The sequence below is a fragment of the Rossellomorea sp. FM04394 genome (assembly GCF_041889765.1).
GTDB classification, from domain to species: domain Bacteria; phylum Bacillota; class Bacilli; order Bacillales; family Bacillaceae_B; genus Rossellomorea; species Rossellomorea aquimaris_B.
Genome location: NZ_CP168654.1, coordinates 3,589,090 through 3,614,332, shown reverse-complemented (window position 1 = coordinate 3,614,332; position 25,243 = coordinate 3,589,090). Strand labels below are relative to the sequence as shown.

General features: G+C 42.4%; 30 protein-coding genes. 16 read left to right on the top strand and 14 right to left on the bottom strand.

Annotation, left to right across the window (positions count from 1 at the left end; genetic code table 11):
• Entirely contained in the window at positions 1-960 is a 960-nt protein-coding gene (locus ACCB35_RS18260) for a 2-hydroxyacid dehydrogenase (protein WP_374054761.1), read from the top strand.
• A gap of 54 nt (positions 961-1,014) precedes the next feature.
• On the opposite strand, the gene ACCB35_RS18255 is transcribed toward ACCB35_RS18260, so the two are convergent.
• Complete coding sequence (locus tag ACCB35_RS18255) at positions 1,015-1,251, bottom strand: NifU family protein (RefSeq protein ID WP_034763763.1); 237 nt, start codon at positions 1,249-1,251, stop codon at positions 1,015-1,017.
• An 856-nt stretch (positions 1,252-2,107) separates the two neighbouring features.
• Between ACCB35_RS18255 and ACCB35_RS18250 the strand changes: the two genes are divergently transcribed.
• Positions 2,108-2,434 carry a YuzD family protein gene (locus ACCB35_RS18250; RefSeq protein ID WP_374054760.1) on the top strand — a complete coding sequence of 109 codons (327 nt, stop codon included), beginning with the start codon at positions 2,108-2,110 and terminating at the stop codon, positions 2,432-2,434.
• Positions 2,435-2,538: 104 nt separating this feature from the next.
• Here ACCB35_RS18250 and ACCB35_RS18245 read toward each other — a convergent pair whose 3' ends face one another.
• Positions 2,539-3,606, bottom strand: coding sequence for an NAD(P)/FAD-dependent oxidoreductase (locus tag ACCB35_RS18245; RefSeq protein ID WP_374054759.1), 1,068 nt, complete (start codon positions 3,604-3,606; stop codon positions 2,539-2,541).
• A 286-nt stretch (positions 3,607-3,892) separates the two neighbouring features.
• Between ACCB35_RS18245 and ACCB35_RS18240 the strand changes: the two genes are divergently transcribed.
• Together ACCB35_RS18240 and ACCB35_RS18235 are read left to right on the top strand one after the other, a co-directional pair.
• Positions 3,893-4,174, top strand: coding sequence for a YuzB family protein (locus ACCB35_RS18240; RefSeq protein ID WP_044338477.1), 282 nt, complete (start codon positions 3,893-3,895; stop codon positions 4,172-4,174).
• A gap of 337 nt (positions 4,175-4,511) precedes the next feature.
• Positions 4,512-4,874 (top strand): iron-sulfur cluster assembly accessory protein, encoded by a 363-nt coding sequence (locus tag ACCB35_RS18235; protein WP_044338144.1) that lies wholly within the window; start codon positions 4,512-4,514, stop codon positions 4,872-4,874.
• A gap of 51 nt (positions 4,875-4,925) precedes the next feature.
• Here ACCB35_RS18235 and ACCB35_RS18230 read toward each other — a convergent pair whose 3' ends face one another.
• Both ACCB35_RS18230 and ACCB35_RS18225 read right to left on the bottom strand, forming a co-directional pair.
• Positions 4,926-5,570, bottom strand: a complete 645-nt coding sequence (locus ACCB35_RS18230) for an SDR family oxidoreductase (protein ID WP_044338143.1) — start codon at positions 5,568-5,570, stop codon at positions 4,926-4,928.
• Positions 5,571-5,831: 261 nt separating this feature from the next.
• Positions 5,832-6,830, bottom strand: coding sequence for an NAD(P)/FAD-dependent oxidoreductase (locus ACCB35_RS18225; RefSeq protein WP_374054758.1), 999 nt, complete (start codon positions 6,828-6,830; stop codon positions 5,832-5,834).
• Positions 6,831-7,887: 1,057 nt separating this feature from the next.
• Between ACCB35_RS18225 and ACCB35_RS18220 the strand changes: the two genes are divergently transcribed.
• The 5 genes from ACCB35_RS18220 to ACCB35_RS18200 all read left to right on the top strand — a co-directional run bounded on the left by ACCB35_RS18220 (position 7,888) and on the right by ACCB35_RS18200 (position 11,452).
• Positions 7,888-9,105: an NAD(P)/FAD-dependent oxidoreductase gene (locus ACCB35_RS18220; protein ID WP_044338140.1), complete on the top strand. Its 1,218-nt coding sequence runs from the start codon at positions 7,888-7,890 to the stop codon at positions 9,103-9,105.
• 65 nt (positions 9,106-9,170) lie between these two features.
• Positions 9,171-9,668 (top strand): NUDIX domain-containing protein, encoded by a 498-nt coding sequence (locus tag ACCB35_RS18215; RefSeq protein ID WP_374057070.1) that lies wholly within the window; start codon positions 9,171-9,173, stop codon positions 9,666-9,668.
• Positions 9,669-9,827: 159 nt separating this feature from the next.
• A complete protein-coding gene (locus ACCB35_RS18210) occupies positions 9,828-9,953 on the top strand; it encodes a YuiA family protein (RefSeq protein ID WP_172655674.1) in 126 nt (41 codons plus the stop codon).
• A gap of 212 nt (positions 9,954-10,165) precedes the next feature.
• Positions 10,166-10,483: a YuiB family protein gene (locus ACCB35_RS18205; RefSeq protein ID WP_374054757.1), complete on the top strand. Its 318-nt coding sequence runs from the start codon at positions 10,166-10,168 to the stop codon at positions 10,481-10,483.
• Positions 10,484-10,747: 264 nt separating this feature from the next.
• Complete coding sequence (locus ACCB35_RS18200) at positions 10,748-11,452, top strand: 3D domain-containing protein (RefSeq protein ID WP_374054756.1); 705 nt, start codon at positions 10,748-10,750, stop codon at positions 11,450-11,452.
• A 44-nt stretch (positions 11,453-11,496) separates the two neighbouring features.
• Here the strand turns inward: ACCB35_RS18200 and ACCB35_RS18195 are convergent, their stop codons facing one another.
• Positions 11,497-12,285: a cobalamin-binding protein gene (locus ACCB35_RS18195; RefSeq protein WP_374054755.1), complete on the bottom strand. Its 789-nt coding sequence runs from the start codon at positions 12,283-12,285 to the stop codon at positions 11,497-11,499.
• A gap of 10 nt (positions 12,286-12,295) precedes the next feature.
• A complete protein-coding gene (locus tag ACCB35_RS18190; protein ID WP_374054754.1) occupies positions 12,296-12,775 on the bottom strand; it encodes a divergent PAP2 family protein in 480 nt (159 codons plus the stop codon).
• Between the two features lie 157 nt (positions 12,776-12,932).
• Between ACCB35_RS18190 and ACCB35_RS18185 the strand changes: the two genes are divergently transcribed.
• The 3 genes from ACCB35_RS18185 (at position 12,933) to ACCB35_RS18175 (ending at position 16,577) form a co-directional block, all read left to right on the top strand.
• Positions 12,933-14,438 carry a leucyl aminopeptidase gene (locus ACCB35_RS18185; RefSeq protein ID WP_044338134.1) on the top strand — a complete coding sequence of 502 codons (1,506 nt, stop codon included), beginning with the start codon at positions 12,933-12,935 and terminating at the stop codon, positions 14,436-14,438.
• Between the two features lie 452 nt (positions 14,439-14,890).
• Positions 14,891-16,207 carry a Na+/H+ antiporter family protein gene (locus ACCB35_RS18180; protein WP_374054753.1) on the top strand — a complete coding sequence of 439 codons (1,317 nt, stop codon included), beginning with the start codon at positions 14,891-14,893 and terminating at the stop codon, positions 16,205-16,207.
• 169 nt (positions 16,208-16,376) lie between these two features.
• Positions 16,377-16,577 (top strand): hypothetical protein, encoded by a 201-nt coding sequence (locus tag ACCB35_RS18175; protein WP_044338132.1) that lies wholly within the window; start codon positions 16,377-16,379, stop codon positions 16,575-16,577.
• A 102-nt stretch (positions 16,578-16,679) separates the two neighbouring features.
• On the opposite strand, the gene ACCB35_RS18170 is transcribed toward ACCB35_RS18175, so the two are convergent.
• On the bottom strand, positions 16,680-17,066 hold the full coding sequence (locus ACCB35_RS18170; RefSeq protein WP_374054752.1) for a hypothetical protein: 387 nt from the start codon (positions 17,064-17,066) through the stop codon (positions 16,680-16,682).
• A 177-nt stretch (positions 17,067-17,243) separates the two neighbouring features.
• On the opposite strand from ACCB35_RS18170, the gene ACCB35_RS18165 reads away from it, so the two are divergent.
• Together ACCB35_RS18165 and ACCB35_RS18160 are read left to right on the top strand one after the other, a co-directional pair.
• Positions 17,244-17,627 carry a PaaI family thioesterase gene (locus ACCB35_RS18165; RefSeq protein WP_374054751.1) on the top strand — a complete coding sequence of 128 codons (384 nt, stop codon included), beginning with the start codon at positions 17,244-17,246 and terminating at the stop codon, positions 17,625-17,627.
• An 85-nt stretch (positions 17,628-17,712) separates the two neighbouring features.
• A complete protein-coding gene (locus ACCB35_RS18160) occupies positions 17,713-18,081 on the top strand; it encodes a DUF2188 domain-containing protein (RefSeq protein WP_374054750.1) in 369 nt (122 codons plus the stop codon).
• A 67-nt stretch (positions 18,082-18,148) separates the two neighbouring features.
• Here the strand turns inward: ACCB35_RS18160 and mnhG are convergent, their stop codons facing one another.
• Genes mnhG through ACCB35_RS18125 form a run of 7 tightly spaced genes read right to left on the bottom strand, consistent with a single transcriptional unit; the run spans position 18,149 to position 23,907 of the window.
• Positions 18,149-18,511 (bottom strand): monovalent cation/H(+) antiporter subunit G, encoded by a 363-nt coding sequence (gene mnhG / locus ACCB35_RS18155; protein ID WP_044338129.1) that lies wholly within the window; start codon positions 18,509-18,511, stop codon positions 18,149-18,151.
• Complete coding sequence (locus tag ACCB35_RS18150) at positions 18,495-18,779, bottom strand: Na(+)/H(+) antiporter subunit F1 (RefSeq protein WP_113968950.1); 285 nt, start codon at positions 18,777-18,779, stop codon at positions 18,495-18,497. Before ACCB35_RS18150 ends, mnhG begins: the two co-directional genes overlap by 17 nt.
• Positions 18,779-19,255 carry a Na+/H+ antiporter subunit E gene (locus ACCB35_RS18145; RefSeq protein ID WP_044338127.1) on the bottom strand — a complete coding sequence of 159 codons (477 nt, stop codon included), beginning with the start codon at positions 19,253-19,255 and terminating at the stop codon, positions 18,779-18,781. Before ACCB35_RS18145 ends, ACCB35_RS18150 begins: the two co-directional genes overlap by 1 nt.
• Before the next feature lie 6 nt (positions 19,256-19,261).
• Positions 19,262-20,743 carry a Na+/H+ antiporter subunit D gene (locus ACCB35_RS18140; RefSeq protein ID WP_374054749.1) on the bottom strand — a complete coding sequence of 494 codons (1,482 nt, stop codon included), beginning with the start codon at positions 20,741-20,743 and terminating at the stop codon, positions 19,262-19,264.
• Positions 20,736-21,077, bottom strand: a complete 342-nt coding sequence (locus ACCB35_RS18135) for a Na(+)/H(+) antiporter subunit C (protein WP_044338125.1) — start codon at positions 21,075-21,077, stop codon at positions 20,736-20,738. Before ACCB35_RS18135 ends, ACCB35_RS18140 begins: the two co-directional genes overlap by 8 nt.
• The gene (locus ACCB35_RS18130) at positions 21,077-21,505 is read right to left on the bottom strand and encodes a Na(+)/H(+) antiporter subunit B (protein ID WP_044338124.1); all 429 of its coding nucleotides are present in this window, start codon (positions 21,503-21,505) and stop codon (positions 21,077-21,079) included. Before ACCB35_RS18130 ends, ACCB35_RS18135 begins: the two co-directional genes overlap by 1 nt.
• Positions 21,502-23,907, bottom strand: a complete 2,406-nt coding sequence (locus tag ACCB35_RS18125) for a Na+/H+ antiporter subunit A (protein ID WP_374054748.1) — start codon at positions 23,905-23,907, stop codon at positions 21,502-21,504. The genes ACCB35_RS18130 and ACCB35_RS18125 overlap by 4 nt, the downstream gene beginning before the upstream one ends.
• A 302-nt stretch (positions 23,908-24,209) precedes the next feature.
• Between ACCB35_RS18125 and ACCB35_RS18120 the strand changes: the two genes are divergently transcribed.
• Both ACCB35_RS18120 and ACCB35_RS18115 read left to right on the top strand, forming a co-directional pair.
• A complete protein-coding gene (locus ACCB35_RS18120; RefSeq protein WP_044338122.1) occupies positions 24,210-24,473 on the top strand; it encodes a hypothetical protein in 264 nt (87 codons plus the stop codon).
• Between the two features lie 167 nt (positions 24,474-24,640).
• Complete coding sequence (locus ACCB35_RS18115) at positions 24,641-25,216, top strand: DUF5366 family protein (RefSeq protein ID WP_374054747.1); 576 nt, start codon at positions 24,641-24,643, stop codon at positions 25,214-25,216.
• The last annotated feature ends 27 nt before the right edge of the window (positions 25,217-25,243 follow it).

Genomic DNA, 25,243 nt, shown 5'->3' with positions numbered 1-25,243 from the left:
ATGAAGCCATCCATCTATATTACAAGAAAATTGCCGGAATCAGTCATTACCCCTTTGCAGAAAGAATTCGAAGTTGACATGTGGGAGCATGAAGATGTTCCGGTACCAAGAGACATCCTTCTCCATAAAGCAGAGAGTGCGTCTGCTTTACTTACGATGTTATCGGACAAGATAGATCGGGAGTTATTACAGAAATCTCCTTCATTAAGAGTTGTGGCAAATCTGGCTGTCGGTCATGACAATATAGATCTTGAAGCTGCAAAAGAAGTAGGCGTAACCATTTGCAATACGCCGGATGTCCTAACAGAGACAACGGCTGATTTAACCTTTGGACTATTAATGGCAACGGCAAGACGAATCGTCGAAGCAGACCGTTATATTAAAGAAGGAAAGTGGAAAAGCTGGTCACCCCTTTTGTTAGCTGGTTTAGATATTCATCACAAAACCATTGGGATTGTGGGAATGGGAAGTATAGGTGAAGCTGTGGCAAGAAGGGCGAAGGGGTTCAATATGAATGTTCTATATCATAATCGTTCCAGAAAGCATGCAGTGGAACGAGATCTTGGTGTTCACTATACAACATTTGAGGAACTCCTTACTCAATCGGACTTTGTCGTGGTTCTTGCTCCCTTAAATGAAGACACAGAAGGTATGTTTCAAGATGAACAATTTTTATTGATGAAAGATACAGCGATTTTCATCAATGCGGCCCGTGGCCCAATCGTAAATGAAGAGGCTTTAGAACAAGCGGTAAAGAGGGGCGACATTGCAGGGGCAGGTTTAGATGTTTTCGAAGTGGAGCCGATCGATGCAGACCATCCTCTTATCAAGTTAGATCAAGTGGTCGCACTTCCTCATATTGGCAGTTCCTCGAAAGAAACACGGTACGAGATGATGGCGTTATGTGTAGAGAATATTCATGCCGTATTAAAGGGAAACAAACCGCGGACATCTCTATAATCAAAAAACAGCCTAAATCCATTGAAGGATTTAGGCTGTTTGGTCAATGGTACATTAGAATACTTGCTCTACTTCAACGATACCAGGAACTTCTTCTACTAATGCGCGTTCGATTCCTGCTTTTAATGTGATGGTTGAACTTGGGCAGCTTCCACAAGCACCGAGAAGGCGTAATTTTACGATACCATCTTCAACGTCCACAAGTTCACAGTCTCCACCATCGCGAAGTAGGAACGGACGTAATTTATCTAATACTTCCTGAACAGGTGCAATCATTTCGTTTTCAGCCATAATTATCTACTCCTTTCCTTACTCTCTATTATAATGACATATTCACAAAAAATCTATCAACCTGCAAACTATTGGGAATTTCTTTTTTTTTAAATGGCTCTGAGGAACGATAGTGGTTAAAAAACAATGAATCTGCCAGGGATCTGTCAATGAGTGAGTGCTGGATGGTGAGGGGAACCGCTCCGCTTTCCGCGGACGTTCGGCCGAGCCTCCTCAGCTTCGCTTCCGGGGTCTCGGCACGCCCGTACTTCCGCAGGAGTCTGCGCAGTTCCCCTCACCATCTTTAACAGATTTTTCGCGACAGATCTAGAAGGTGTCAATTACAATTTAATTAGAAAACAAAATTCTTTTTCCTTAAGACAATCAATCTTTACCTATTTAAAATACTTACCTAAAAAGAGATAAAGCTTGTTTTAATTGTTTCGATTAAGGATATATGCTCAGAAAGTTGATTCTCGCTGCAGGATGATCGACTCCTGCGGGAATAGCTGGACAGGACGAAAAGCGGAGGCGGCTTGCTCAGCCCCGACAAGCATAAGATGAATGGGCCGGGAAGGCGTACTTTGCCTTCATGGACCATTTAGCTTATGACCTCGAGGGGCTAGCCGCCGTAGCTGGACAGGTGAGACCCCGGAGGCGCAGCCGAGGAGGCTCACCGCCAGCCCCGCGGAAAGCGAGCATCCTGGAGCGGAAATCAACTAGTACTTTCTTCTTTAAAATAATCACAATATTTACGAAAAGACCATCAGAAATTTTCTAAATGCAGTTTCCAGTATAGAAATTGGCACATTGTTGTTCCAACCCTGCTGTTTTTTTTGTAAAATAAACTAAAGAGGGAAACAAAGGGGAGAGTCATATGGAGCGTAAACCTGTTGAACTTTACGTGTATGGGGCAGAAATACTGTGTCCAAGCTGCGTGAATTTACCATCATCGAAAGAAACGTACGAATGGCTTGAGGCTGCTGTTAGTCGAAAGTATCCGGATCAGCCCTTCGTGATTAAATATGTGGACATCCACAATCCTCCTGAAGATGAATTCGTTAAGCAATTTGCTTTAAAAGTGATCGAAGAGGATATGTTTTATCCGATTGTCCTGTTAGAAGGGAATATTATCGGAGAAGGGAATCCCCGGTTAAAAACGATTTATTCCGAACTTGAGAAATATGGGTATAAAGCGGTTTGATTGATTGGGTTAGAAAGGCTCTTCTTATGGGGAGAGTCTTTTTTATTGAAAATAATTACGCTGTACCTAAAAAAAGAACCGCCCGATCGCGGTTCTTTTTTACATCATCCATTATGATATTTATACATCCACAACACACCGGATTTCAACAATCGAGCGACACGACCTGTGATGGAACGCTCATTTACCAGACCAAAACCATGTTTCTTCCCGAGTGAACCAAGAATTCCTTTTAGCTTAATCTTAGGCAGTTCTGCCGGCAGCGGCTCATTCTTCCAACGTTTAAGTAAGACTGCCACGATTTGTTCTGCTTGTCCCTCAGCAAGCTGGGCACTTGGAGCTTGAGGGAGGCTTGCGCAGTCACCAACCACGTAAACATTCTCATCCTGAGGCAGGTTATGATACTTTGTTAGAATAACGCGACCGCTTGCATCCTTTTCAACATCCATATCACGAACGACTTTGCTTGGCTGTATCCCAGCCGTCCAAACGATGGCATCGCAGAAAATCTGTTCTTCATGGTTATGAAGGGTGTTTGGCTCCACTTTTGTAATATTGGAGCCATTGACGATGTCTACATCATTCTCGTCGAACCACCCATGAACATAAGAGCTTAATCGTTCAGGGAAAGCATTAAGGATACGTGGACCGCGATCGAAAAGTTTAATTTTCAAATCAGAACGGCTTTCTCGAAGCTCACTGGCAAGCTCAATCCCGCTTAAACCAGCTCCGACGATTCCAACGATCGAACCCGCCGGAAGGTTACATAGGGTTTGGTACGTTTTACGGGACTTTTCAATCGTTTGAATCGAGTAAGTATGTTCATCTGCACCAGGTACATTATGATATTTATCCTCACAACCAAGTCCAATGACCAGATCATCGTAAGGCACAGGGTCTTGATCTTTCATATGAACAAGTTTGTTCTCCATATCGACTCCGGAGATATCTCCATATACATAGGATAAACGGGCATGTTCCGGGAATGATACGCGTACATGTTGATCTGAAATCGTACCTGCAGCTAATGCGTAGTACTCAGTTTTAAGACAGTGGTAAGGATTTCGATCAATCAGGGTAATCGACACATCTTCAGGTAATTGGTTGGGTAATAAGCGAAGAAGAACGCGCATGTTCCCATATCCTCCGCCAAGCAGCACTAATTGTTTCATGAAAAATTTCCCCTTTTTTGCACTCTTCATTATCGTTGAAATAGTGTGTTTGTATATGTTTTATATCCCTATAGTTGTATGGGACAGGATTTAAAGGACATTCACGTTAAAACGGGTCCTGAAAAAGTAAGCATTTTCAATATGAAGCATAATTCGGGCAATTATCACATTAATAAACCTATTAACATTAAAAGTATATCGAAATAGTGGCGTTTTCACAACAGAAATAAGCGAAAATGTTCACAATCTGTTATACCATTACATGGAATTCAAATGATTGACGATAATGATAAAAAAAGGTAGCATAACAAAGAGTAGTGAGGTGATAGTATTGAAACCTATTATAGAATTTTGTATAAGCAATCTTGCTAGTGGTGCGCAAAAAGCGCTTGAGATATTAGAAAGAGACCCTAACCTGGATGTCATTGAGTACGGATGCCTGGGCTACTGCGGAAAATGCGCCCAATCCTTTTATGCACTCGTAAATGGTGAAGTCGTGACAGGGGACACACCTGAAGAACTGGTGGATCATATCTATCAGTTTCTTGAAGACAACCCAATGTTCTAAAGAAAAGCTGGTCAGATGACCGGCTTATTTTTTTGTTTTTTCATTGTTTTCGTTCTGTTTTTTGTTTGTTGATTTGCCATATAAGTTCTTCCGGCTTCTGGAAACTGTTGTGGGGTTTATGTTGAGTCGGTCCGCTCCATTTGCAGCTTGCGTACGGAAAGCCTCGTGCTGGTGAAATCCATCCTACTTTCTCCTCTAAAGTAGCAAACAAACATGTTGAAAAGAGCTTCATTAAAAAGTTTTCTTCCATTCATTCACCAAAGCCCCTTTGGTTGAGTAGTAAAATAGAAAGGAGTATACTAAGTAGTAAGATATGAAAAGGTTGGGGGTGTAGTGTATGAGTGAAGTTGTCATTTTAACCGAAGCCGCAGCCCTTCAGATTAAAGATATGATGAAGGAACATGACGAAACGGATGCCATGTTAAGAGTAGCGGTTAAAGGGGGAGGCTGTAGCGGTCTTTCTTATGGAATGGGTTTTGAACATGAGATTCAAGATGGAGATACAACAACAGAGCAGCATGGAATCAAGCTTGTGGTAGCTAAAAATGATGCTGCTATCTTGAACGGCACTAAAATTGATTATAAGCAGTCCATGATGGGCGGTGGGTTCACCATCGACAATCCGAACGCCATCGCTTCATGCGGATGCGGATCATCATTCGTGACGGCGACGAATAAGGGGACGCCGGAGAATTGCTAATGATTAAAAGGGACGGACCTCCATTTTTGGAGGTCCGTCCCTTTTCAAGTATTAATGAATATTCTTTAACGCTTCTTCCACAGGTGTGTCACCGCTTAAGATTTCAAATACTTTGTGATTCGTTTCTTCGATGGTCAAGGAATCGACGAGCACCTTTGCTACGTCTGCACGGGAAATGTCGCGGCTTTTATCTTCGATGCTGGTAGCCGCTTCAATCTTACCGGTCGCATCATCGAAGGAAAGGGATCCAGGTCGGACAATTGTGTAGTTTAAGCCGCTTTCCTTCAAGTGGGCATCTGCTGCACCTTTTGCTTTTAAGTAGAATTGCAATTCATCCGGGCCGCTTGACGGGTTATCGGCACCCATTGAGCTGAGCATCACAAAACGCTCAATTCCCATCTTCTTCGCATAGTCCACCGCTTTTTTAGCACCCTCCTGGTCAATGGCAAGTGTTTTATCGTCACCGGTCGATCCGCCACTTCCAGCTGCAAAAATAACGGCATTTACATTTTCAAGAGCGTACGAAAAGTCCTGCTCCAGGTCTGCAACAATCGGTCTTGCCCCCAAGTCTTCCATATCTTTCGCTTGTTCTGTTTTTCGAATCATGGCTCTCACAAAATGCTGACTGCTATTTGAAAGTTCTTTCACTATATGACGGCCAGTGTGACCATTTGCTCCAATAACTAATACATTCATTCCATCCATCATCCTTTATCTATGTTTTTTGTCCTATTATTGGTCTACCCATTCATTGCTAAAATAAACAAATCAATGGGTGATGATGAAAATGTTTAGTATGCGAGAGGGTGTTTGACGAAGACCAGGTCACGTTACTTCTTAAATGGAAAGTTTACTTTCATAAGAGCTGCGATCTTTTTTCTGTATAAATGGTTGTTCTTCACCAAATGAAAAAGAGGCATAGGATTACATATCCTAAAACCTCCCTCATAATCGTCTTTAGTCTGTAAACATGGATGTACTGTGCATCGGCTGGACTCTTGCTTTAGGATCCATATATGCTTTTGCATTGTTAACGGCCGTCGGTGCCTCACCAAATCCGCTTGCAATGAGTTTCACTTTACCGTCGTACGTACTAATGTCACCTGCTGCATAGATACCGGGAATATTCGTTTCCATTCTTGAATTGACCACGATGGAATTCTTTTCAATCTCAAGTCCCCAATCCTTGATCGGACCAAGAGAAGAAACAAATCCAAAGTTTACAATCAACTCATCGAGATCAAGGATTTCCTTCTCATCACCCTTGGTTTCTTCTAGAATCAGCTGATTGATTTTGTTATCATCCACAACCAGTTCTGAAGGGACATAAGGTGTTTTAAGTTCCACAGTAGAATTGTGCAGGTTTTCCACACTATGCTCATGTGCCCTGAATTTATCCCTTCTGTGCACGAGGTAGACTTTTTCTGCAATCGGCTCTAGCATAAGAGCCCAGTCAACGGCTGAATCGCCACCACCGCAAATCACAACCTTCTTATCCCTGAAATGCTCTAAATTATCAACAAAGTAATGAAGATTCTTCCCTTCAAATTCGGACGCATGCTCGAGTTCCAGACGGCGAGGCTGGAACGCACCGTTCCCTGCTGTGATAATGATCGTTCTGGAAAAATGAATCTCTTTATCTGTTGTGAGTTTAAACATGCCATCAGCCTGTTTTTCTACACCTTCCACAGCTTGTTCAAGACAAATCGTCGTCTCAAACTTTGCCATCTGTTCTTTTAAGTTATTTACAAGGTCCTGGGCTTTCACTTTAGGAAAACCTGCAACATCATATATGTATTTCTCAGGATATAGAGTAGCCAGCTGGCCCCCGAGTTGTGGTAAACTTTCAATAATCTTAACTGAAGCTTTTCTCATGCCGCCATAGAACGCCGTAAACAACCCTGTAGGACCGCCGCCTATGATCGTAATATCATACACTTTTTGATCTTCCTTCAACTAGATCCCTCCAACAATTAAGATGTCTTTCACTTTAATTTATTCTATCATACAGCTCTCGATTCTTCACAATATTTGAAATTATAATTGGGAATAATCAGTCTTTTTGGGGAGTGGAGTTTCAGACTTTTGGAGGAGATGGGATTTCATCCGCTTTCCGGCGTTCTGGTCTTATGCTTGTCGGGCCTGAGCGAGCCGCCTCGGCTTTTCGGTTTGTCCAGCTCCGGCGGCTAGTCCCTCGAGGTCATAAGTCAAGAGCGCCAAAAAGGCAAAGTGCGCCTTTCCGGCGTTCTCGCCTTATGCTTGTCGGGCCTGAGCGAGCCGCCTCGGCTTTTCGGTTTGTCCAGCTCCGGCGGCTAGTCCCTCGAGGTCATAAGTCAAGAGCGCCAAAAAGGCAAAGTGCGCCTTTCCGGCGTTCTCGCCTTATGCTTGTCGGGCCTGAGCGAGCCGCCTCGGCTTTTCGGTTTGTCCAGCTCCGGCGGCTAGTCCCTCGAGGTCATAAGTCAAGAGCGCCAAAAAGGCAAAGTGCGCCTTTCCGGCGTTCTCGCCTTATGCTTGTCGGGCCTGAGCGAGCCGCCTCCGCTTTTCGGTTTGTCCAGCTTCGGCGGCTAGTCCCTCGAGGTCATAAGGCAAACCAGCCAAAAAGGCAATGAACGCCTTTCCGGCAGGTTCGCCTTATGCTTGTCGCCTATGAGCGAGCCGCCTCCGCTTTTCGAATATTCTTAAGTTTTCAATTTCCTATATATATCTTGAAAATACCTGGCAAAAAGAATATTATGTAATGTAGGCATATTGTTAAGAATTTATGACAATTTTCGCATATGTATGTAGTAGTTCGTGAAATACGTCACATACTTTCTTATTTATTCGTTTTTATTTATTTTTCATACACTATTTCCTCATGAATGAAGGAAAACAGTCTCGTTTAATTTGTTTCAGTTTCTTTCCTATAGGGAAAAAGGTAATAGCATCAGATTGAACGGGATAAAAACGCAAGATGTGGAGGACTCTAAGAGTATCCAAAGCAAATTTATCAAAAAAGGTGGATGTGATTCAGTTGAGAAAGCCAAGAATCGTTGTATTAGGTGCAGGTTATGGTGGATTAATGACGGTAACTCGTCTTCAGAAGCAATTAGGTACAAATGAAGCAGAAATTATTTTAGTTAATAAAAATGATTATCATTACGAGACTACTTGGTTACACGAAGCTTCTGCAGGTACACTTCATCATGATCGTGTTCGTTACAACATTAAAGATGTTGTTAACACAAGCAAAGTAAACTTCTTACAAGCTACTGTTGAAGACATTAAAGTTGAAGAAAAGAAAGTCATCACAAGTGACGGTGAAGTAGAATTCGATTACCTCGTCGTTGCATTAGGTGCAGAATCAGAGACATTTGGTATCCAGGGTCTTCATGAGCATGCATTCATGATTTCAAACATCAACTCTGCCCGTCAAATCCGTGAGCACATTGAATTACAATTTGCCACGTATAAAAACGAAGAAGAGAAAAAGGATGACCGCCTTACAATCGTTGTAGGGGGAGCAGGATTCACAGGAATCGAATTCTTAGGTGAATTGGGTAACCGTGTTCCTGAACTTTGTCATGAATATGATATCGACCGCAAGAAAGTACGCATCGTGTGCGTGGAAGCTGCCCCAATGATCCTTCCTGGATTCGATCCAGAGCTAGTGAAATACGCACGTGCCAAGCTTGAGAAAAAAGGTGTTGAATTCCATATCGGAACTCCACTTAAAGAAGCAAAAGCAGACAGCGTACTCATCGCTAAAGGTGAAGACGAAGTGGAAGAAATCAAGGCAGGTACAATCGTATGGGCTGCCGGTGTACGTGGTAACTCCATCATCGAAAGAGCTGGAATCGAAAACATGCGTGCTCGCGTTAAAATCAACAAAGATCTTCGCGCACCAGGACATGACAACATCTTCATCATCGGTGACTGTTCACTAATGATCAATGAAGAGACAGAGCGTCCATACCCTCCAACTGCACAAATTGCGATGCAGCAAGGGGAAGTATGTGCCCGTAACATTGCTTCTTTACTACACGGTAAAGATCACTTGGAAGAATTCACTCCAGACATCAAAGGAACAGTATGTTCACTGGGTGAAGATGACGCAATCGGTGTCGTTTACGGTAAGAAAATCACTGGGACAAAAGCTTCCTTCATGAAGAAAGTAGTCGACAACCGCGCTCTTTACATGGTTGGTGGACCATCACTTGTCTTCAAAAAAGGAAAGTTCAAGTTCTTTTAAGTCTTAAATCATAAGTGAAAAAGCAGGGTGGTTTCCGCTCTGCTTTTTATTATGGGGAAATGTTGATGGGGGTGTTTGCAGTGAAAAGAGGGAAGGTTTGGCTGGCGGTTGCAGGACTGGTCATTGATGAAAGCGGTAAATGGCTTGTGGTGAAAAAGAAATACAGCGGTTTGAAAGGAATGTGGTCCTTGCCTGCAGGATTTGTCAATGCTGGTGAAACAGTTGATGAAGCGGTGATAAGAGAAGTGATGGAAGAGACAGGATTACATACGACCATCAAAGGAATCATCGGCGTAAGAACAGGAGTCATCCAACATGACATTAGTGATAACATGATGATCTTTCTGCTGGATAATGAGGGAAATTCTTCTATTGAAATGGAAGAAGCTGAATTGTGGGATGTCCAGTGGAAATCGCCTCAAGAATTATTGGAGGATGATAAGACATCCGTTATGGTGCATGAGATGATCAAACGAATGGAATCTCAACATGAGTTAAACATGATTGAAGGAATCAATCCTGGGGACCAATTTGCATACACACGTTATCATTTATTTTTATAAAATTCTGTAAATTTTAAGAAAAAAAGAGATAATGAAAGAAAAACACAAATGTATTCGCTTTCTTAGAGGTACATCCCCTCTAATGTCCCTTTTCTTTATTCTGGATAGATGATATATTATCAGAAAATTAAGAAATTAAAGAAAAGGGAGAGGGATTTGATGAGAGCTACTGCAAGTACTAAAACGAAATACTGTCTTTATTGTTCAGGAAAAGGATACTTTCAGTTAGTATTGGGTGGTTCTGAAACGTGTCCGTGCTGCGGAGGCAGCGGGAAACAGAAATAAGCCCTAAAGGATAGATGATAAAAGCAGGCCTAATGTAGGTGGATACTTCGCTTGTGAAGTATGAATCCTGATATTGGGTCTGTTTTTTTATGTCCGCATGGAAAATAAGTTTATTTTGTGAATAAGCCACAAATCTTCCTTGAAAATATTGACGCTTTCATTTCACTCGAGGTACACTATTATTTAGTGTTTATGGAGGTGTAATCGGTAAAATGCCTATACATGTAATGATAATTTCGATGCTTTTATTTTTTGTTCTATTTTTTGGAATAGGTTTCTTGTTAAATATGTTATTGCGTATGACGTGGATCATGGCCATCATTTATCCAATTGTCGTCATTTTTATTGTAGACGATGTTCGTTTTATAGATTATTTCCGAAATGCAGGAGAGTCTTTTTCTGAGTTAGGTACGAAAATCAGTCACTTGGCTATAGCCGATCTTGTGATTTTAGGAAGTGGATTGGCAGGAGCGATTCTGGCAGGAGTCGTGATGAGGATTTTAAGAGCAAAAGGATATCGAATGTTTTAATCAAATCCGTTTAGCCGAGGTATCTTTCTCGAGTTGAACGGTTTTTTATTATGATTTTTTTATAAAAAGTGTACATAATAGGTTAATGAGGAAATACCTTCGTCCCATTGTAAGTCGCATCTGGGAGATGAAATTCCTCTGTAAGGGCCCCTCTAAACGACCATCCTAATTATTTCCAAATATTGAAATTATTCGATTTTTTTCTCAATTTATGCATATATCTCCTCCTGGTTGGGAAGTAATAAGGGTGGGAGGAGTGAATACATGAATTTGTTTAAAACATGGACGAAGAGATTCGTTATGGTCAGTTTATTTGTCCTGGCACTGGGAACTACTTTTCAATCAGTTTCGGGAGTAGAGGCCCAAACCCTTAAAGCCTGGTTGATGGACAAGGGTGACCATGATCAAACCAGTTTGAATTATAAAGAGCATCAGACAAATCGTTTAGGTTTGTCATTTAAATTTCTTAAGAGGCTCGCAGGTTTTGAGACTCAAATTTCTGCAAGTACGCCTGTTGAACCGAGGACGTTGGAAGAGTCGGTTGATTGGGAACAGTATACGAAGCATGAGGTGGTAGCAACAGGCTACACAGCCGGGATTGAATCGACCGGGAAAAACCCGGGGCATCCCCTCTATGGAATTACATATTCTGGTGTGAAAGTGAAACGTGATTTATATTCTACGATTGCAGCCGATCTTTCCGTTTATCCTATTGGTACCATTCTTTTTATCCCCCATTATGGATATGGGGTAGTAGCCGATAAAGGGAGCGCTATTAAGGGGAATAGACTGGACCTCTATTACGAGACAGTGGACGATGTGTATAATGAATGGGGTAAACAGACTCTGGACGTATATGTAATCCAGATGGGTTCAGGTGAGTTGTCTGAACAGCAATTAGTAGATCTAAATGAAAATAAATCCATGCAAGTGTTTAGACAGCAGATATTATCACCAAAAGAAGAATAGAAAAGAGCTCGCAGTTCACAAGTTGAACTGCGAGCTTTTTATTATCATCGGACCCCTTTATACAATTCAGGATGAAGAACTTCTGCAAGCTTGACAGCACCTTTTAAAAGAAGGGGTGATGGCCTGCAATAAAGGGCTTCCTCCAGAACGAAAATCCGGTCTTTTTGAATAGCCTTCATTTCGTTCCAGCCAGTACGCTTCCTCACGATATCAGGGTTAACCCGTTTCTGCTGGACGCCGACCCATGCAAGACAGATATAGTCTGGATCACGTTTCAGTACGTCGTCCCAATCCGTTTGAACACTCGCCAGATCCACATCATCAAAAAGATTTCGAGCACCGATCATCTCGCTCAACTCGGTTAACCAGTTGATCTTACCAGGAGTGAAAACAGGCTTTGGCCACCATTCCCAGTAGAGAGATGGTGGATTTTGAACCCCTGAACTGATCGCTTTTAAGCGATTTACGGTCTGTAAAAATTCTTTCTGACGCCGAATTCCGTGTTCTTCGATTCCACAAGCTTTCCCAACCGTTAAAAGGTCTTCGGCAATGTCAGAAAAGTTCTGAGGATTTAACGTAATGTGGGGGATGTTCCGCTTTTCCAATTCTTCTATGTTTTTTTCCATACCGGGTACACTTAATGAAGAGAGCACCAAATCAGGTTTCAAGGCCTCTACCTTATCCATGTTAATAGAGAGGTCCGGTCCAAGCCGGGGAAGGGAATCGACCTCTTTAGGATAATCGGAGTAATCATCCACTCCTACAAGATTCGATGTTAATCCAAGATAATCGATTATTTCTGTATTACTGGGGCAGATTGAAACAATTCTCATCGTGACACTCCTAAGCATTTAAAAAATAATGAAGCAGAAGCGTTAGAATGATCCCCGAAAGTCCCCCAAAGAACACTTCAATGGGTTTGTGACCGAGTAATTCTTTCAGCTCCTTGCGCTTTTCTTGTTCAGGCTTGTTCTGCCAGCCTTTTGCTTCTGACATGAACTTCTGGAAATCAACCATCAACCGATTCAAAACAATCGCTTGTTCTCCTGCCTGCCTCCTTACCCCCGTTGCGTCAAACATCGTAATGATGGCAAACATGGCGGATACGGCGAAGATCGGTGAATCCACGCCCACTTCCAGGGCCACTCCAGTAGATAATGCCGTTACGGCCGCTGAATGGGAACTTGGCATCCCGCCTGTTGAGGTAATCAATGACCAATTTAACTCCCTGGTCGCGATAAACTGTATGGGAACCTTTACAAACTGAGCAAAGAAGATTGAAAATAAAGATGCCCATAATGGAAAATTTAAAAATACTTCCATGCTGTTAAATGCCACCCTTTCAATTGTTTGAATAAAAATAATGTTCTCATTATATCATACCCTATTAACCACTGAATTAACTTTATGGAGTGGTTTGGTAGATAGTCGAAATAATGGGACATCTTCGCTATAATAGAGAATGGAGGTGTCGGTTAAAATGAAATTTTCGATTAATCAAAATGAAGTAAGGACCGCAAATCAAGAGTGCCTGGTCGTCGGGATTTATCATCAGCCAACATTCGAAAGAGAGCTGAAAGAACTTGACCGCACGTTTGAAGGCTATCTTACACAACTGGTAAAAGACGGAGACATTTCTTCGGAAGCAAAGAAAGTGTCAAAGATACATACATTTGGAAAGCTGGAAACGAAGCGGTTATTATTCGTAGGTCTTGGAAAACAAAAAGAGCTTACGTTTGATTCTTTAAAAGAATCGTTAGGCGTAGCATCAAAGACGTTAAAGGATATGAAGGTTTCTTCTTTTTCAGTAGCACTGGATACGTTTGTTTCTGATGAAATGGCAGCAACAGATGCAGCCCATGCCTTCATGGAAGCCTTTACGATGTCTACATATGAGTTCCACGGCTATAAAAAGAAATCTAATCAACCGGAGGTACAGGTGGAGTCGATCGAGTTCTTTACGGGCTCAGACTCTAAAGAAGTAGAGATGGCTTTACATATCGGCTCTGCCTTTGGTAACGGAGTCAATTCAGCGCGTACGCTGGTGAACACTCCTGGTAATCTATTAACCTCGACTAAATTAGCCGAATACGCCCTTGAATTAGCTGAGCGATACAACTTTGAAGTTGAGATTTTGGATAAAGAAGAGATGGAGCATCTGGGAATGGGCGCATTGCTAGCAGTCAATCAGGGGTCCGTCGAACCACCGAAAATGATTGTTCTTAAATACAGCGGTAAAGATGAATGGAAAGATGTCATCGGTTTAGTCGGAAAAGGAATCACCTTTGATACAGGCGGTTACTCCATTAAGCCTAAAGATGGAATCGTCGGAATGAAAACCGATATGGGAGGAGCTGCAGCTGTTCTTGGTGCCATGGAAATCATCGGAGAAATCAAACCTGAACAAAATGTAGTTGCCGTCATTCCTTCAACAGACAATATGGTCAGCGGCTCTGCATTCAAGCCTGACGATGTGATTACCTCTATGAGTGGTAAAACCATTGAAGTGTTAAATACAGACGCTGAGGGCCGTCTTGCTCTTGCTGACGGTATGACCTATGCGAAGCATCAAGGGGCAAATTATTTAGTGGACGTTGCAACTTTAACAGGGGGAGTCATCATTGCTCTGGGTGAAGACAAAACAGGGGCCCTCACGAATAATGAAGCGTTCTTTGAGCAAGTGCTGGAAGCGTCAGGTGAATCAGGCGAATACATTTGGCAGCTTCCATATACGGAAAACGATAAGAAACGTGTTCGTGGAAGTGATATTGCCGACTTGAACAACTCTCCGGGACGAGCGGGTCACGCCATCATGGGTGGGGCATTTGTCGGAGAATTTGCTGAAGGTCTTCCTTGGGTGCACCTTGATATCGCCGGTACGGCTACGACAAAAGGAAGCTATGAACTTGGTCCGAAAGGCGGAACGGGTGTCATGGCAAGAACCCTGGCACTATTGGTTGAACGTTTTGTGCCTTTAGAGAAATAATGTGATGGAATGGAGAGTCTTTTTTCAGTGTTCAAGCACGATGACACTGAAAAAAAGGCTTTTTTTTTATGAGAATTCCTGATTAGGAATGTAGGGGATAGGTGAAAGTGTATGTGAAACCGGGATCCAGTTTAGGATAAGCGGGGTAATCCGGCCGTTTTCCTTCAGAATCCAGCCTAAAAAGGAGAAAATCCAGCCGTTTTCAATCAAAATCCAGCCGTTTAAAATTTAATGGAATCCAACCACGCCAACCGCACCAACCGCACCAATCCTCAATCTGACCCCACTGCTCTCCTGAAAAATTCCCCAACCCATCTTTTACCCTGCTAAAGTGTTGACAAACTCTCTTTATCTTGTTAAAGTTGAAATCGTGATTTTATTACTCTACCAATTTAGCGAACTAAAGCAAAGGATATATCGTTGTATGGAGAATTTTGAGGAGGAAGTTAGTTATGAATGCAGTTGTTATAGCGGTTCTTGTCATGCTTGTACTGAGCCTGGTACGTGTGAATGTCGTATTCGCCCTGATCACTGGTGCGTTAGTCGGAGGATTGACCGGGGGGTTGGGATTAGACGAGACGATAGCCGTATTTTCTGAAGGAATCAGCGGCGGGGCAAATATCGCGTTAAGTTATGCATTACTGGGTGGATTCGCGGTGGCAATTTCCTACACGGGAATCCCGAATCTGCTTGTTGACTGGGTACTGAAGGTAGTTGGGAAAAAAGGTGATTCCAGAAAAACAGCCCTTTCCAAAGCACTTATTGTATTATCTATTTTAATTATGGCTTGTTTTTCACAGAATGTGATTCCGATTCACATTGCCTTTATTCCTATTTTGATTCCGCCTTTATTGAAGGTGATGACAGAGTTACGGATAGACAGACGTTTAATCGCCTCCGTGATTACGTTTGGTTTAACGGCTCCCTATATTCTTTTACCAGTAGGATTCGGCTTGCAGTTCCATGAAATCATTGCTCAAAACATGGGCACAAGCGGCATGGAAATCGCATTAGGGGATATCCCCAAAGCGATGCTCCTCCCGGTAGGGGGCATGGTGATCGGGTTAATCATCGCCGTATTTGTGAGCTACCGTAAACCAAGGGACTACAATGAAGCAGAAGAAGTGATCGCTGAGGAGAAGGTCGTTTATAATAAGAGAGCGATGATTTTCGCCCTCGTTTCTATCGTTGTCGCTTTATATGTTCAGCTTCAACTGGAATCAATGATCTTTGGTGCATTAGCCGGAATTGCTGTACTTTATATATCTGGATCGATTAAATGGAAAGAGGCCGACGGGTTACTGAACGAAGGAATGAAAATGATGGCCTTCATCGGCTTTGTGATGATCACTGCATCAGGTTTTGCTGAAGTGGTAAAAGCCACAGGCGATGTCGAAACATTGGTTGAAGCGACTGCTGACGTAATCGGCGGAAACCAGGCATTAGCAGCTCTAATCATGTTGATTGTAGGGCTTCTTGTGACAATGGGAATCGGATCTTCATTTGCTACGATTCCAATCATTGCAGCCATTTTCGTACCACTTGCCATGGAGCTTGGATTCAGCCCTCTCGCAACGATTGCGATTGTGGGAACAGCAGGGGCACTTGGTGACGCAGGTTCTCCGGCATCAGACAGTACGCTTGGACCGACAGCAGGATTAAATGCAGATGGACAGCATAATCATATCTGGGATACATGTGTACCAACATTCTTACATTACAATATTCCACTGATCCTATTCGGTTGGATTGCAGCGATCATTTTATAAACGTAAAAAAGCAGGGGATGTGTTCCCTGCTTTTTTTGCATGTGTACCCCATCACCGGGAAAATAGGTCATCGCCCACTCCAAACTTCATTCTTTCGCATACAAAATAGTGAAGCCTAAAAAGAAATAGTGGCTATAAACGATTGAAAAGAGAAGGAGGAGGCAGCCAGATGAATCACCGTGTTGTGTATGAAAGAAGACCGTGGGGAAGAAGGCCATTTTATGGCGGAGGTTTCTTCGGCGCACCATTCGTAGGAGGGGTACTCGGCGGGTTATTGGGTTCGGCACTCTTAGCTCCACGACCGTATTATTATCCGTACTATGCACCGTATGGGTATGGAGGGTACCCGGGTTATTACCCATATTATTAAGAGCAGCAAAAAAATATATGAGAATAGCAGTGTCGTAAAGAGACACTGCTATTGTTTGTTATGGTTATAATAAATGGCGGTCTCAATTCTCTCACAGCTTTCCTACATCCACCGGACAATCACAATCAAGTGACAACAATCCACCTGGCCAAGCTTCTCATCGAAGACTAGACGCACACCGTCAGGATTAAATGAGACTACGGGTTGTACTGTTGTGCCGATAGTTTGAAGTAACTTATGTACTTCAGGCAGATTGGATTGTTGGGCAGCTTTCATGAACTTCGATGAAAAATCTTTTGAACTGTTAATCCTGCGCAGCACCTTTTGGGCATCATCCATCAGGATTAAGGTTTTACCTGCTGAAGACATAAACGTATTGCTATCAACGGGGGGATAATTTCGATTATATGAAAAAACAGGCTGTGTCCTTGAATAAGTAGGCGGGTAGGGGCGTTGAACAGGCTGGTAAAAAGGATGGTATCGATACATAATATAACCCCTTTCTTATGAATGCTCTAAGGAAATGTATGAAATGGAAGAAGGAATTATTCGTGAAACAAAAAGAATGAAGGGGAGGGCAGGCAAGCCCTTTTAGGGAAAATAAAGGATTTTTCGAGCCTTTCTCGAACAGATAGTATAGAAGAATATTATGATGAGGTGATGCACATGAATATGAAAAATACATTAATCAGTACATTAGGGATTGAGTTTGTAGAACTCGGGAAAGGGAAAGTAATTGCGACGATGCCGGTAAATGAAAATACCAGGCAGCCATTCGGATTCCTTCATGGAGGAGCATCAGTGGCACTTGCAGAAACAGTGGCGAGCGTGGGAGCAGTGCAATTGATTGATCTTGATAAAGAAATCTGCTTTGGCTTGGAGATCAATGCGAACCACATCAAAGCAAAGCGGGAAGGACTTGTCACAGCAACAGGAACGGTGATGCATCAAGGAAGAACGACTATGGTGTGGGAGATTAAGATCACAGATGAAGATGACCAATTAATTTGTGTATCAAGATGTACGATGGCGGTTGTACCTAAGAGATAATCGAAGTCCTTACATATCCATACGTTTAATAAGTGAATAAATGGGAAATCAATAACTAACCATTTAAAATAGGAGGCTTGATTTAATGAGCTGGACCAAAAATGATTATCCTGATTCACTGAAAAACCTGCCTGCTGATGTTCGAAACAAAGCCATTGAGATTGCCAATGCTCTTCTCGATGAAGGGTATGAAGAAGGACGGGCCATTGCGATTGCCACTGACCAGGCCCATAAGTCTGAAGAGGGAAGCGCGTCAGATAAAACGGAGTATCATGTGAGCCCCCATGATGATGGATGGCAGTTAAAGAAAGCAGACGGAAAGCGGGCAATCATGGTAGAAGAGACGAAGGATAAGCTTCTTACAAAAGCAAAAAACTATGTGACGGATCATTCCGGTACGTTGATTGTGCACAAGCAAGATGGAAGCGTCGAGAATCACTTATATCAACAATAATAAAAAAGGCTTGACCAATCGAGTGAATGCTCGTGGGGTCAAGCCTTTTTGTTTCATCATATGCTTTTTATTGACTGTTCTGACGGTCGTATTCTTTTTTATCTTTTAAATCATCTTGCACGCTTTGGTCCCAAAGCTTAACACCTGAGTTATAGGCAGCTCTTGCAATAAGATGTCCGGCAACAGGTGCTGTTACGAAGATGAAGACAATGGTCAGAATCACTCTCGAGTTAAAATGCCCATGCTCTAGGTAAAAGTAAAGGAATGTAGCGAGCAGAATCGACATCACGCCCAGTGTCGCACTTTTAGATGCTGCATGATTCCTCGTATATACATCTGGTAGTCTCAGTAACCCAAAGGCGGTGACAAGGCTGAGAAACCCTCCTATTACTAAAAAGAACCCGATGAAAAATCTAATGATCTCGCTCACGTTCGATGATCTCCCCTTTCTCTAAGAACTTTGAAAAGGCAACGGTTCCTAAGAAAGCCAGAATTCCAAGAAGGAGAATGACTTCCAGAAAGGCGTAGGTATCGAGCATCATGGACACCAGGGCAATGATGGCAATAAGGTTAATTCCGATTGCATCCAGGGCAACTACGCGATCTGGAGTTGTAGGTCCTTTCACTACCCTGTATACAAGTCCCAGCATGGATAGAGAGACGCATAGTAATGTGATTTGAAAAATCGTGTGTAACATCAGCGACTCACCTCCATAATGGCTTTCTCAAAGGAATTTTTAATCTCATCAATGGCTTGATCCTTATCGGGGATATCGATGGCATGGACATAAAGGATCTTATTATCGTACGATACATCCATCACCAGTGTACCCGGTGTTAAGGTGATAAGATTAGCCAATAAAGTAATCTCCCAATCGGTTTTTAATTCTGTCGGTAAAGCGAAGATTCCAGGTTTGAAATCAAGCTTCGGTCTCAGAATCGTTTTTAGGACCGATATGTTAGCAAGGATAAGTTCTTTTAAGAACAAGAAAAATAAGTTGATCACGGCAGTCACGCGCAATAAATAAAACCGTGAGCTGAAAAACCTTCTGAATGCAAAAATCACAAGCAATCCTAGCAAATAGCCAATTATAAATGACTGAGAAGTAAAGGATACCGAAAGAAACATCCAGACAAAGGCCATGAAAAAGTTTAATAAAATTTGAAAAGCCATTCTACATTACTCCTTTAACACTGCGTCTATATAGAGATTCGGATTCACCAGTACTTCCGCTGCTTGTGAGAATAGAGGACGGATCGCTTCGGCACCAAAGCCGTAACATACAGCTAACACGACGAGTATCGCGGAGGTCATCCATAAGTAACGAGCGTGTCCTTTTGAAACCCCTTTGTATTCTTTCGGAGTGCCCCATATACCGTTCAGGAAGATTTTAATAACAGAATACAGTACTAAAAGACTTGATGCCAGAATGACACCAGCACCTACATAGGCTTCTGCTGCAAAGCTTCCTCTCAGAATTAATAGTTTTCCAATAAATCCACTCAAAGGAGGGATTCCTGCCAAGGAGAATGCAGCGACCAGGAATGTCCAGCCGAGCCACGGGTACTCCTTGATGAGACCGCCCATCTTCTTAAGGTCAGTCGTGCCCGTTATCGCGATCATCACCCCGACAAGGAGGAAGAGAGCGGCTTTAATGAACATGTCGTGGACCAGATAGTAAATGGCTCCTTCCAATGCTTCAGGGTTCATGGTCGATACCCCGAATAATATCACACCAACTGCAATGATGATGTTGTAGATAATGATCTTCTTAACATCCCAATACGCAATGGCGCCGATACAGCCAAGGACAATTGTCAGGATGGCTAACATGCTTAGGATCACATGGGTAAACCCAGTATCATGATAGAAAAATAGTGTATACGTCCGTAAAATCGAATAGATCCCTACTTTTGTCAGCAAGGCTCCGAATAAAGCCAGCACCGGTGTCGGTGGAGCATAGTATGAGCCTGGTAACCAAAAGTAAAGCGGGAAGATCGCACCCTTAAGTCCAAAGACTAAGAGAAACATGATAGCGATCGCTGTAAGAATTCCCGGTTGATCGACTTCTGCAATCTTTCTCGAAATATCTGCCATATTCAGCGTACCAACTACAGAATATAAATACGCCACGGTAATAACGAATAAAGCAGAAGAGATGACATTGACAAGAATGTATTTGATCCCTTCACGCAATTGAGCTTTTGTTCCACCGAGGACCAATAGTACGTAAGAGCTCATCAGCATCACTTCAAAAAAGACGAAAAGGTTAAAAATATCCCCGGTTGTAAATGCACCGTTCACACCTACCAGCAGGAACTGCACAACAGGGTAGTAGTAGAATCTTTCTCTGTCTGCTCCAATCGACTTAAAGGAGTAGAGTAACACGACAAATGTGATGATGCTTGTCGTTGTCACCAGTAATGCAGAGAGCATGTCAGAAACGAGTGTAATCCCAAAAGGAGCCACCCAGCTTCCTAAGTCAATCGTTTGTATTCCATCAATATAGATGGTGTTGATGAGTACAAGGGATGCTGCAATGGTGGCCAGAGTCGAAACGGCCGAAATCCCTCGTTGCACCTTCACATATTTGCTGATAAACATTAAGATAATCGCCGTAAATAACGGGATTAAAATGGGTAGTATTAATAAGTTAGTCATTTCCTTCGTTTCCTCTCATCTGATCCATATTATCCGTTCCAAGCTCTTGATAAGCACGATAAGCTAGAACAAGGAAGAAAGCGGTCACTCCAAAGCTAATAACAATCGCTGTTAGAATCAATGCTTGTGGCAACGGATCGACATAAGATTTTGCGTGTTCTCCAAGAAGAGGTGCAGCTCCTCCTTTTAGACCGCTAATGGAAAGAAGCAAAAGATGTGCGCCGTGACTCAATAATGCTGTTCCAATAATGATTCGGAGCAAGCTTTTGGATAACATTAAGTAAACGGCGATCGTAATAAGAATACCGACAACAATGGCCATTAATATTTCCATTATTCGCTCACCCCAATCGTTTGAATAATGGTCATCGTGACACCGATAACAACCAGATACACTCCTGTATCAAATAAAACGGCTGTATGCAGGGATGTCTTTCCTAACAGTGGAAGATGGAAATAATCGTACGCATGAGTCAGGAAAGGGACATCGAACAGAAGTGCCCCCGCAGAAGTCGCTACTGCCAGGAGTAAACCGATCGCAGTAATGATTTTATAATCCACCGGCAGGATATTGGCTACCGTTTTGATATCATACGCCAACAACAGTAGTACAATCGCAGCCGAAGTCATCAATCCTCCAATGAAGCCTCCACCCGGGGTATAGTGCCCGGCGAAGAAAAGTCTCAGAGAAAACAGGATAATGATGAATGCGACAACGTTCGTTACGGTTTGTAAGATGACGTCATTCGTTTTTGTTTTCATCCTTCTTTCCCCCTTGTCAGACGCAATTTAATCATGGAGAAAATACCAAGTGAGGCGATCGCCAATACACAAATTTCAAATAATGTATCAAATCCACGGAAGTCAACGAGTATAACGTTTACCATATTCTTACCGCCCGCTTCTTCATACACATTCTTGATGTAATAGCTTGAAATCGACTCGGAAAGTTTTGTGCTGTATGCAGAAATCGCAAATAAGGTGACGACCACCCCGACTCCGATGGCAATCAAGGCATTTCCAAGCTTGAATCTCATTCGTTCTTCATGCCTGCTTAATGGAGGCAGGTGATAGAAGCAGAGTAAGAAAAGAGCAACAGACACGGTCTCGATCACAAGCTGTGTCAGAGCCAAGTCGGGTGCACGGAATAATACGAAGAATAAAGAAACCGTATATCCGGCAGCACCCAGCGAAATGATGGACGTCAATCGTGATTTTGCAAACAGGATGGTAACAGAGCTGATAACAAGTAAAAGCGCTATGGCTACCTCATAGATTCCAATTGGAGCCAGGTCATCTGTATTGATCGCAAATGCACCTTTAAACCACAAACTAAACAATAATACGGCAATCAAGAAGGAAAAGATATATACGAGATACGTACGGATAAATCCTGTCATATAGCCTTTTGTAAAGTTGTAAGCTCCGCGTTCGGATCCAATCAATCCACCATCATAAAATGAATTCAATGTGAAACGATCAGGGATCCATGAGTATACTTTTCTCCATTTTGGAAGCAGGAGATATAACAGGATCCCAAATAGAATGACACCGAAAGTCATAAATAGTTCAGGAGTAAAACCATGCCAGAAATAAATATCAGTTTCGACCGCATGCCCTTCCTGGATAAGGCTTGGAGTAATGGCAGCCACTGCCGGAGCGATGATTCGTTCTGACAGGATATTTGGGAAGAAACCAAAAATGATCACAAGTGAAGCCAGAATGATTGGTGGAATCAACATTCCAAGTGGAGCTTCATGTGGTTTCTTTTCAAGTTTTTCCGGCTGGTGCTTACCTGTAAAGGTCTTAAACACAAGAATCATGCTGTATATAAACGTGAACACACTGCCTGTCCATGCAAGGATAGGGAAAATCATGCCCAGTGTATCCAAGTTGAAAATATCCATTTCAAGGACCCTTACCATACCTGTAAAGAACATCTCTTTACTTAAGAATCCATTAAATGGAGGAAGTCCAGCCATGGAGAAGGCCCCGATTATCGCGATGGTGAAGGTGATTGGCATAAAGTTCATCAATCCACCAAGCTTACGAATATCCCTCGTGCCTGTTTCATGGTCAATGATGCCGACAACCATGAACAAGCTTCCTTTAAAGGTCGCATGGTTAATTAGATGGAAAACGGCTGCTAGGGTAGCAACCATATAAATATTGTCTTCCAATTGACTATAGTGAAGAGCCGCTGCTCCGACTCCCAATAAAGACATGATTAGACCAAGTTGACTGACGGTTGAAAATGCAAGTATTCCTTTAAGGTCCGTTTGTTTCACCGCATTAAAGGAACCCCAGAATAGGGTGAAGATACCGAATCCGCCCACAAGCCACAGCCATACACTTGATTCTGCAAATACCGGGCTCATTCTGGCCACCAGATAAATACCGGCTTTAACCATTGTGGCAGAGTGCAGGTACGCACTGACCGGTGTCGGGGCCTCCATGGCGTCAGGTAACCAAATGTGGAACGGGAATTGAGCGGACTTCGTAAATGCCCCTAAAAGGACAAGCAATAATGCTGGAAGGAACAGTGCTTCAGTCATGAGCTGATCTGCTTGCATGACTAATTCCCTGATGCTGAAGGTCCCGCCCATAAGATAAAGAAGTAAGAATCCTCCAAGCATACTCAGTCCGCCAAATACGGTAATGAGCATGGATTTCTGTGCACCGTATCTCGAACGCTCACGGTGGTACCAGTAACCGATCAATAAGAATGAGGAGATGGAAGTGAACTCCCAGAACATGTAAAGAACGATTAAATTATCGGAAAGGACAACTCCCAACATCGCTCCCATAAACATCATTAGATACACATAAAAGTTATGTAGTTGTTCTTTCTTCTTATCTAAGTAGTAAATCGAGTACAGGACTACCAGTGAACCAATCCCTGTGATGAGAAGGGAAAAAAGTAATCCAAGGCCGTCGACATAGGCGATGAAGTCGATCCCGAATGACGGCATCCACTCCAAGGTTTCCTTGACGGTGTCTCCATTTTTGGTGATGGAGATGAATTGAAAAAAGTAAGTAAATAAAGCGACTGGCAGCAGTAATACGAACCAGCCGGTATGTACATTCCGGAACGCCTTATAAAGAAATGGAATGAGTATGGCAAATAAAAAAGGCGATACAATAGCCCAATGTAACAAAGTCATATAAAACCCCCCTCATGTAAAATTCATTTATTCTAAAGCATGGTCTAATGTCTTTCCAGATTTTAAATAAGCATCTTTTTCAAAAACCTCGACCGAAGCTGAACCTCAAAGAGCATTATAACGTAAAAAATAAATGCTTGCATTACTCAGGATTCCGTTCGTATCAGATTGTTCTTGAAGTATTAAATATGAAGATAGACGGAAAATACACCTGAAAAATTGTTAGATTTTTTCTGTATTACTAAGAGCTTAAGAATAGTTTCGGTCTAATTGGAGAATCCTATCCATAAGGTGGTGAAGTTATGAAAAAGAAAACTGTAGCGGTTACGACCATATTCTTTACTTTTTTTGGCTTTGCGTGGTTAATTGAATCACAAGATCGGTTTAATAGAGGTATCATTGAAGTGGAAGACCCGACCAGTATGAATATCAGACCGGTTCAATACGGTGAAACAGAAGAAGTGGAAGAAGAAGTAACGAGAGAGCCGATTCGTCAAAGACAACCATTTCGATCTCGGGAATATATCCGGGTCGTGCCACATTCCAATCCCGGAACGCAACAATAAGAGTCTGTCCTTTCTTTAGATGAATTGAAGGGGCATTCTTTTTTGTCATGATAGTAAAGGGATGATAGGTATTTAGTCATTGTTCCTTCTGTTTGTATACCCTTTTCAAGATACTCATAAACGATTATGATGAGAGTGGTTGAAGAATCGTTATGGGAGAGTTTTGAGTGAAAAATACATACTTAACAAGTTATTTGCCTCTTTTTTCTATATTATTATTTAGCCTTACTTTTTCCGTATATGGTGTGGAAGTGTTTGTGGACATCTTCAAGAAAATAGGTGTCTATCCAGGAATGAGGGAGTTTTTATCGGATATGCAATTAAAGCTCGCCATTATGATTTTGTTAATGGTCGCTTTTTTTATGGTGTTTGCTGCCTTGAAGCTGATAGCGGAGACGATCAATGGCGTATCCATGCTGTTTTTCTCAATGGATTCAAATGGCTTATTGTATAACCGTGTTAGAACAGGCTCGATGATATATTTTATCGGTGGCCTGGTGTCTGTCCTAAGCCTGAAATCCTTCCTGGGACTTTTGATCATATTTACTTTAAGTTCCATCGTGTACTTTGTTTATTTTGTTTATAAAATAAGTCCGTCCCTCTCAAAAATGGGAATAATCGGAGTCGTCAGTTTACAAGTATTCTCGTGGTCATCCTTATTCTTAACGATATTCTTTGTTTTTTTGAAATTATATAATGGGGTGATGGCGAGTTTGCCGGTGATGTCGAAGGTGAAATTATAATAACAAAAGAGTCTGCAACATGTGCAG

Excerpts from the sequence above, each read along its gene's own strand:
- ACCB35_RS18245 (WP_374054759.1), bottom strand. The coding sequence starts at position 3,606 with ATGAAACAATTAGTGCTGCTTGGCGGAGGATATGGGAACATGCGCGTT.
- ACCB35_RS18200 (WP_374054756.1), top strand. The coding sequence starts at position 10,748 with ATGAATTTGTTTAAAACATGGACGAAGAGATTCGTTATGGTCAGTTTA.
- ACCB35_RS18250 (WP_374054760.1), top strand. The coding sequence starts at position 2,108 with ATGGAGCGTAAACCTGTTGAACTTTACGTGTATGGGGCAGAAATACTG.
- ACCB35_RS18205 (WP_374054757.1), top strand. The coding sequence starts at position 10,166 with ATGCCTATACATGTAATGATAATTTCGATGCTTTTATTTTTTGTTCTA.
- ACCB35_RS18235 (WP_044338144.1), top strand. The coding sequence starts at position 4,512 with ATGAGTGAAGTTGTCATTTTAACCGAAGCCGCAGCCCTTCAGATTAAA.
- ACCB35_RS18140 (WP_374054749.1), bottom strand. The coding sequence starts at position 20,743 with ATGACTAACTTATTAATACTACCCATTTTAATCCCGTTATTTACGGCG.
- ACCB35_RS18175 (WP_044338132.1), top strand. The coding sequence starts at position 16,377 with ATGAATCACCGTGTTGTGTATGAAAGAAGACCGTGGGGAAGAAGGCCA.
- ACCB35_RS18260 (WP_374054761.1), top strand. The coding sequence starts at position 1 with ATGAAGCCATCCATCTATATTACAAGAAAATTGCCGGAATCAGTCATT.
- ACCB35_RS18210 (WP_172655674.1), top strand. The coding sequence starts at position 9,828 with ATGAGAGCTACTGCAAGTACTAAAACGAAATACTGTCTTTATTGTTCA.
- ACCB35_RS18165 (WP_374054751.1), top strand. The coding sequence starts at position 17,244 with ATGAATATGAAAAATACATTAATCAGTACATTAGGGATTGAGTTTGTA.
- ACCB35_RS18230 (WP_044338143.1), bottom strand. The coding sequence starts at position 5,570 with ATGAATGTATTAGTTATTGGAGCAAATGGTCACACTGGCCGTCATATA.
- ACCB35_RS18195 (WP_374054755.1), bottom strand. The coding sequence starts at position 12,285 with ATGAGAATTGTTTCAATCTGCCCCAGTAATACAGAAATAATCGATTAT.
- ACCB35_RS18215 (WP_374057070.1), top strand. The coding sequence starts at position 9,171 with ATGGGGGTGTTTGCAGTGAAAAGAGGGAAGGTTTGGCTGGCGGTTGCA.
- ACCB35_RS18120 (WP_044338122.1), top strand. The coding sequence starts at position 24,210 with ATGAAAAAGAAAACTGTAGCGGTTACGACCATATTCTTTACTTTTTTT.
- ACCB35_RS18130 (WP_044338124.1), bottom strand. The coding sequence starts at position 21,505 with ATGAAAACAAAAACGAATGACGTCATCTTACAAACCGTAACGAACGTT.
- ACCB35_RS18170 (WP_374054752.1), bottom strand. The coding sequence starts at position 17,066 with ATGTATCGATACCATCCTTTTTACCAGCCTGTTCAACGCCCCTACCCG.
- ACCB35_RS18125 (WP_374054748.1), bottom strand. The coding sequence starts at position 23,907 with ATGACTTTGTTACATTGGGCTATTGTATCGCCTTTTTTATTTGCCATA.
- ACCB35_RS18145 (WP_044338127.1), bottom strand. The coding sequence starts at position 19,255 with ATGGCTTTTCAAATTTTATTAAACTTTTTCATGGCCTTTGTCTGGATG.
- ACCB35_RS18190 (WP_374054754.1), bottom strand. The coding sequence starts at position 12,775 with ATGGAAGTATTTTTAAATTTTCCATTATGGGCATCTTTATTTTCAATC.
- ACCB35_RS18160 (WP_374054750.1), top strand. The coding sequence starts at position 17,713 with ATGAGCTGGACCAAAAATGATTATCCTGATTCACTGAAAAACCTGCCT.
- ACCB35_RS18135 (WP_044338125.1), bottom strand. The coding sequence starts at position 21,077 with ATGGAAATATTAATGGCCATTGTTGTCGGTATTCTTATTACGATCGCC.
- ACCB35_RS18240 (WP_044338477.1), top strand. The coding sequence starts at position 3,893 with ATGATAAAAAAAGGTAGCATAACAAAGAGTAGTGAGGTGATAGTATTG.
- ACCB35_RS18255 (WP_034763763.1), bottom strand. The coding sequence starts at position 1,251 with ATGGCTGAAAACGAAATGATTGCACCTGTTCAGGAAGTATTAGATAAA.
- ACCB35_RS18150 (WP_113968950.1), bottom strand. The coding sequence starts at position 18,779 with ATGTTACACACGATTTTTCAAATCACATTACTATGCGTCTCTCTATCC.
- ACCB35_RS18180 (WP_374054753.1), top strand. The coding sequence starts at position 14,891 with ATGAATGCAGTTGTTATAGCGGTTCTTGTCATGCTTGTACTGAGCCTG.
- ACCB35_RS18185 (WP_044338134.1), top strand. The coding sequence starts at position 12,933 with ATGAAATTTTCGATTAATCAAAATGAAGTAAGGACCGCAAATCAAGAG.